At 34.0% G+C, this 6151-nt stretch carries 8 protein-coding genes; 6 read left to right on the plus strand and 2 right to left on the minus strand.

The annotated features are described in order from the left end of the window. Nucleotides 1-35: 35 nt before the first annotated feature. From rplM to ACTYBU_RS21515, 5 genes are all read left to right on the plus strand, one after another. Complete coding sequence (gene rplM, locus ACTYBU_RS21495) at nt 36-473, plus strand: 50S ribosomal protein L13 (RefSeq protein ID WP_445492961.1); 438 nt, start codon at nt 36-38, stop codon at nt 471-473. Between the two features lie 22 nt (nt 474-495). Then, the gene (rpsI, locus tag ACTYBU_RS21500) at nt 496-888 is read left to right on the plus strand and encodes a 30S ribosomal protein S9 (protein ID WP_445492963.1); all 393 of its coding nucleotides are present in this window, start codon (nt 496-498) and stop codon (nt 886-888) included. A 317-nt stretch (nt 889-1205) separates the two neighbouring features. Then, nucleotides 1206-1646 carry a DUF2521 family protein gene (locus ACTYBU_RS21505; protein WP_445492965.1) on the plus strand — a complete coding sequence of 147 codons (441 nt, stop codon included), beginning with the start codon at nt 1206-1208 and terminating at the stop codon, nt 1644-1646. Nucleotides 1647-1792: 146 nt separating this feature from the next. Further along, a complete protein-coding gene (gene cwlD / locus ACTYBU_RS21510; protein ID WP_445492966.1) occupies nt 1793-2512 on the plus strand; it encodes an N-acetylmuramoyl-L-alanine amidase CwlD in 720 nt (239 codons plus the stop codon). A 244-nt stretch (nt 2513-2756) separates the two neighbouring features. Next, on the plus strand, nt 2757-3806 hold the full coding sequence (locus ACTYBU_RS21515; protein WP_445492968.1) for an Mrp/NBP35 family ATP-binding protein: 1050 nt from the start codon (nt 2757-2759) through the stop codon (nt 3804-3806). Between the two features lie 36 nt (nt 3807-3842). Here the strand turns inward: ACTYBU_RS21515 and gerD are convergent, their stop codons facing one another. Beyond that, a complete protein-coding gene (gene gerD, locus ACTYBU_RS21520) occupies nt 3843-4418 on the minus strand; it encodes a spore germination lipoprotein GerD (protein WP_445492970.1) in 576 nt (191 codons plus the stop codon). 335 nt (nt 4419-4753) lie between these two features. Further along, nucleotides 4754-5503 carry a polysaccharide deacetylase family sporulation protein PdaB gene (gene pdaB, locus ACTYBU_RS21525; RefSeq protein WP_445492972.1) on the minus strand — a complete coding sequence of 250 codons (750 nt, stop codon included), beginning with the start codon at nt 5501-5503 and terminating at the stop codon, nt 4754-4756. A 203-nt stretch (nt 5504-5706) separates the two neighbouring features. On the opposite strand from pdaB, the gene ACTYBU_RS21530 reads away from it, so the two are divergent. After that, complete coding sequence (locus ACTYBU_RS21530) at nt 5707-5943, plus strand: hypothetical protein (protein WP_445492974.1); 237 nt, start codon at nt 5707-5709, stop codon at nt 5941-5943. The last annotated feature ends 208 nt before the right edge of the window (nt 5944-6151 follow it).

Raw genomic sequence — 6151 nt, forward strand, 5'->3', positions numbered from 1 at the left:
ATAATGAAATCATTTCAAATTCAGGAGGGAAACTCATGCGTACAACGTTTATGGCTAATTCAAACACTGTTGATCGTAAATGGTACGTTATTGATGCTGAAGGCAAAACTTTAGGTCGTCTTTCTAGTGAAGTAGCATCAATACTACGTGGTAAACATAAACCAACTTTCACACCACATGTGGACACTGGTGATAATGTTATTATTTTAAATGCTTCAAAAATCGAATTGACTGGTAAAAAATTAACAGACAAAATTTACTACCGTCATACAATGCATCCAGGTGGATTAAAATCAAGAACAGCATTAGAAATGCGTACAAACTACGCTGAAAAAATGTTAGAGCTTGCTATCAAAGGCATGCTTCCAAAAAATTCTCTTGGTCGTCAAATGTTTAAAAAATTACATGTATATGCTGGTAGCGAGCATCCGCACCAAGCACAACAACCAGAAGTTTACGAACTTCGCGGATAATTAATAAAGGGAGGTAAAAGAAATGGCACAAGTTCAATATATCGGTACTGGTCGTCGTAAAAGTTCCGTTGCACGTGTACGTTTAGTTCCAGGCGACGGTCAAATCATCATCAATGGTCGTGAAATCGAAACTTATATTCCGTTTGCAGCTTTACGTGAAGTTGTAAAACAACCTTTAGTAGCTACTGAAACAACTGGAAGTTACAATATTCTTGTAAATGTTAACGGTGGAGGATATACTGGTCAAGCTGGAGCTATCCGTCATGGTATCGCTCGTGCTTTACTTCAAGCAGATCCTGAATACCGTCCAACATTAAAACGCGCTGGATTATTAACTCGTGACGCTCGTATGAAAGAACGTAAAAAATACGGTCTTAAAGGCGCTCGTCGTGCACCTCAGTTCTCAAAACGTTAATTATCAACGTTTCAAGGCTCTCGAACCTTTTGGTTTGGGGGTCTTTTTCGTTGTTGGACAATTTCCTAAAACAAAATGAACACGTCTTTGGAATTATTTATTCTCCACTTTTCTTCAAGCCCAAGCCTCTAAATGTCAGTTTTGATTAGCTTATGCGTATACCTTCATTTCATTCCTTTAACTTTATGGTGAGCTTTTTCTTTCATAAATTTTCCACAATTAGAAACTTTCTTATTTATTGGTTATCGAAAGTAACAAACTGCTTGTATTACTCTTTTTAATTCGTTATAAACTAATTTTAAGGGGTGAGAAATAAAGTGACCGTTATAACAACCTTTGATGAGAAAAAAAGAGAAAAACAAATAAAATACGAAAGATCTGTATTAAGAGAAATTAACATAAAAGATCTAAAAGAGAAGGTTGCGCGCTATTTTGGCTCCTCTCATTTAACTTCAAGCATGATGATGACGAAAGGAATAGAAGAGGCTTGTTATGATGTTGCCATTGAGGCATTTTTGCTTGGTGCAAACTTCAGTAAATTCAGCGATTATGGAGAAAGCAAAGAATCGATTAAAAATAGATGTTATGAGGAAGATAAGCATTTAAAAGATACGCTGTTTCATTTCCTTCTTTATTGGGGAAGTGAAGAAAGCAGCAAAAATGAATCCCTGCTCTACTTATGTGAACAATTTGTAGATGATTGGTGGAAAGAAGGCTTTGTCAAAGCCAATAAACGAAGAAAATTAAGGCTGCATTAATTAATATTTGTTGTGGCCTTCAACAATGATTAGATCTATCTTGATTTTATGCTAAAAGAATTTCTGTTTTAGATCTTGTGGTTCTAAAAAATCCCCTTGTCCCATATAGTTATGGTAAGGACGGGCAGGGGGGATTGACTAGAACAGTGAATAATAAATTAATAATAAGCATATTTACAATAGGATTGATACTCCTGTTTTTTATTTTACAGTACGATTTCTCAAATGATGACTCATGGGATGCGTGGAACCTTCCGTTAACCGGGAAGATTATTGTTATTGATCCCGGCCATGGCGGTCCAGATGGCGGAGCAGGAGATTCAAGTGCACTAGAAAAAGATATAGCATTAAAAGTATCACTAAAAATTCGCGACTATTTACAAGAACAAGGCGCGTTGGTCATTATGACAAGAGAAGAAGATAAAGATCTGGCTGACGAAAATACAAAGAGTTATCGCAATCGAAAGATCGAGGATTTAAAAGAAAGATTAAATATAATCAATGACTCTGATGCAGATTTCTTTTTAAGTGTTCATTTAAATGCAATCCCTTCTTCAAAGTGGAGCGGTGCACAAACATTTTATGCTCCTCAATTAAAGGATAACGAAGTAGCAGCTGAATTTATACAAGATGAACTAATTGAAAACTTAGAAAATACGACAAGGAAAGCAAAACCACTTGGCAGTGTGTATATATTAAAGTATGCTAAAAAGCCTGGTGCTTTAGTAGAAATTGGTTTCTTATCAAACGCTACAGAAAAAGCAAACCTAATGAAAGATAAATATCAAACTAAAATAGCTGCATCCGTATATAAAGGCATTAATCGTTATTTTTCCGATGAAGATCCTATAGAAGATAAAGAATGAAAAGAGGGAGCAACACTCTCTTTTTTTGTATATACTATAAATGAATAAAAATGTTTATCTTGGTTGTTCTATATACTGTAATTCGTTAATAACTGCCATCCATTTATAGGTCAATAAGAGGAGAATATTCCCGGGAAATAATTACTTACTGTACTCTCTGATAGCGATGGCAAAGTAATATAATCTCTCTAATCATTATGTTATACTAATTTTATCAGTAACATAAGTAAATCGGGGGGATTGTATGATAACGATAGACGAAATAGAAAATCTGTTAGAGGGAATAAAAGATCCTCTTCTACATAAAACACTATTAGAATTAAATTCAATTAAAGACATAAAATGGAATAAAGAGAAAAACCATATTAGTATAAAAGTAGCTGTTGCTAAATTAGGTTCAGCTACTCAGTTGGAGCTGCAGGAAAATATCGTTTCTAAACTAAAAGAAAAAGGAATAGAATCTATAGGACTTAGATTTACAGAACTTTCCGACAGTTTGGTTAAAGAGATCCTCGAAGAACAAAAAAAGGATACCGTGCAAGCTCCTATATATATTGCGATTGCTAGTGGAAAAGGAGGAGTAGGAAAATCTACTGTTTCCGTTAATATTGCTGTATCTCTTTCGAGATTAGGAAAAAAGGTAGGGATACTGGATGCAGATATTTATGGTTTTAGTGTTCCTGATATGATGGGAATATCAGCACGTCCAGCAGTTGAAAAGGAAAAAATTATTCCTGTCGAACGTTTTGGTGTAAAAGTAATGTCCATGGGATTTTTTGTTGAAGATAACTCTCCTGTTATTTGGAGAGGGCCAATGCTTGGCAAAATGTTGGCTAATTTTCTTGGTGAAGTAGAGTGGGGGGAGTTGGATTACCTTATTCTTGACTTGCCGCCTGGTACTGGGGATGTTGCTTTAGATGTTCATTCTATGCTTCCGACCAGTAAAGAAATCATTGTAACAACTCCGCATCCAACAGCAGCTTTTGTTGCTGCAAGAGCTGGCAGCATGGCGATAAAAACAGAGCATTCAATAGTAGGAGTAATTGAAAATATGTCTTATTTTGAGAGTAAGGCAACAGGTGAAAAAGAATACGTTTTTGGTAAAGGCGGGGGAAGCAAATTAGCTGAAGATTTGAATGTCCCTTTGTTGGGACAATTGCCTTTAGCACAGCCAGATTGGGACGAGGCTGATTTTGCTCCATCGGTTTATCAGGAAAACCACCCATTAGGACTAAAATATAAAGAATTAGCTGGAAAGATAATTGATGCAGTAGATAGTAGCAAAGAGAACTAGTCACGAGGGCTAGTTCTTTTTTGGTTAGATATCCAGTCATGATTTAACTACGGTTGTTTTTTGTGCAGTAGAGGCTTCTTTTGCTGCTTTGTCTAATATATCTTTAAATTTATTTTTAAATGAAGGGGTATCCATTGTTTCTTTTAAAATGCTCTCTAAATGCTCTCTATACTCCGTACTTTTTAATATTTTTTTTACTTCTGATTCCATTTCAGGATCTTGCAGGAGCTCCACCATCATTTTCCTATATTCAGGATCCTTCATTAAACTCTTCAATAGCTTTTCATTTTCCGTTTTCATGCTTTTGGCCATTGCTTCTGCAAATTTAGGGTCTTTAAAATTATCTTTCCAAAATTCAGCGGCTTTATCAGAAGTTAACGTTTTTTCAATAGTATTGTTAATGGATTTTTCGTTCATAATTAAATTCTCTTTAATTTCTTCATCTCCAATAACATCCCGGATTGCTTTTTTCCCGTCATCCGTTTTTAATATATCAACAATCATTTTTTTTGTTTGATCATAATCCATTTGTTGAGTAGCGGATTCGCTATCAGAACATCCACTTAGGATTATAGTGGATAAAAGAAGGATGACAACACTTTTTCCCAGCATAATTTTGCCCCTTTCTAAAAATATATACTATTAAGTAGAATGTTGTTTTTTTCTAATATTATTCCTGTAAAGTTAATTAAATCGTGTATTTATAAATACAAAAAAATGCAAAATATTAGCAAGACACACTAATTTTCTGCATCGTTGAAAGTATGTGCTTTTATCGCATTTATAAGATGCCCCTAATTTATCCCACTCTTAACGGGCAGTAAGATCCCCACCTTGGGGATGCTGAGGAATCGAAGAAGCTAGGTGTTGAAACTCGCCCGTAAAGGTCCGATAAGTTCAACTAACCATCAGTGGGGGATGAAGAAAACCCCCACTGATGGAAAGGTTCACTTTATTTCTTTTGATTTGGAATGGGCATTGGATAACATTTCAGAAACGGAGACAAACTTTAAATGCTTATCCTTTAACTTTTCAATAATCTGTGGGAGAGCTTTTTCCGTTTGCTTTGCAGAATCAGAAGCATGCAATAAAATAATATCTCCTTTTTTAGCAGGAGCAATATTTTTTATAATGGCATCTTTTCCTGGATTCGTCCAATCTTTTGAATTAATGCTCCAGTGTACAAGCGTATAATTATATTGATGTGCAATATCTAATGCTTCTTGATTAAAATGCCCGGTTGGAGCTCTTGCAAGAGATATATCTTTTGCATTTAATTTATCAAAGGCAGTTTTCGCCCGTGAAATATCTTGTGTAATCTTCTCTCTTTTTAAATCGGAATAATCTACGTAATCATAACCAAGAATACCAATTTCATGACCATCTTTAATAATTCTATTCACAGTATCAGGATGACGTTCCGCCCAAGAACCGGCGAGGAAAAAGGTAGCAGTTACTTTTTCCTTTTTTAAGGTATCTAGAATGGGCTCTGCTTTCTCATCACCCCAGCTGATATTAAAAGTAAGTGCAATTCCCTTTTCTCCTTTATAAACTGCTTTTGGTCCATCTTTTGAAGAAAAGACAGGTATATGAACAATGTTTTCCATATACAAAAACCATGCTGTAAAAAAAGAAATAACAATAATTAATACGACTTGTTTTAAAGATTTTCCGTTGAGTACATAAAAGATATTCAATTATTTGTCACCTCGTCCCATTTACTCTTCGTCCCATTTTATGAAGAGGAGGGAAAGAAAATGACAAAAATATCATAATACAAGTCATTAGGGAAATAATACAAACAATTGATATAGTAAATTTATATATCAAAAAGACTATTGAATATAGAATGATTATTAAAATTAGTTTAAACCAATCACCACAAACTAGGAGGTACTTTATGATAGGATTATTGCTAAATAAAACAGAAGTAAAAGAAATTGAGTATTTAATTAAAAGAGAATTAGACGAAATAATATTTGATCTTAATGACGAGAGAATAGATAAAAGTGTAAAAAAGGCTATGATGATAAGGTATCAAGAATTGTTTTCTTTATTAAAAAGGATTGCTTCTCCAAAAGAATGTTTGCAGTACATTATTAGAAATAAAAAGTATATCGATAAAAAAATGAAATAATATATTGACTTATCGTTTCTAGCTTGGTATATTAATAAGCGTCACTTCGATACAAAAATAAAGTTAATAAAAAACATTGACTTAATGAGTGAGATGTGATAAATTTATAAAGTCGCTTCTAAAGCGAAAAGATAAAATTGCTCTTTGAAAACTGAACAAACAAAACGTCAACAATAAACGTTTATAACTTTCGTTATAAACGAAAAAT

It is taken from the genome of Niallia sp. 03133 (genome assembly GCF_052663225.1).

What these genes read in the sequence shown, in the direction of transcription:
- ACTYBU_RS21515 (WP_445492968.1), top strand. Translation starts at nt 2,757, where the DNA reads ATGATAACGATAGACGAAATAGAAAATCTGTTAGAGGGAATAAAAGAT.
- rpsI (WP_445492963.1), top strand. Translation starts at nt 496, where the DNA reads ATGGCACAAGTTCAATATATCGGTACTGGTCGTCGTAAAAGTTCCGTT.
- ACTYBU_RS21530 (WP_445492974.1), top strand. Translation starts at nt 5,707, where the DNA reads ATGATAGGATTATTGCTAAATAAAACAGAAGTAAAAGAAATTGAGTAT.
- rplM (WP_445492961.1), top strand. Translation starts at nt 36, where the DNA reads ATGCGTACAACGTTTATGGCTAATTCAAACACTGTTGATCGTAAATGG.
- gerD (WP_445492970.1), bottom strand. Translation starts at nt 4,418, where the DNA reads ATGCTGGGAAAAAGTGTTGTCATCCTTCTTTTATCCACTATAATCCTA.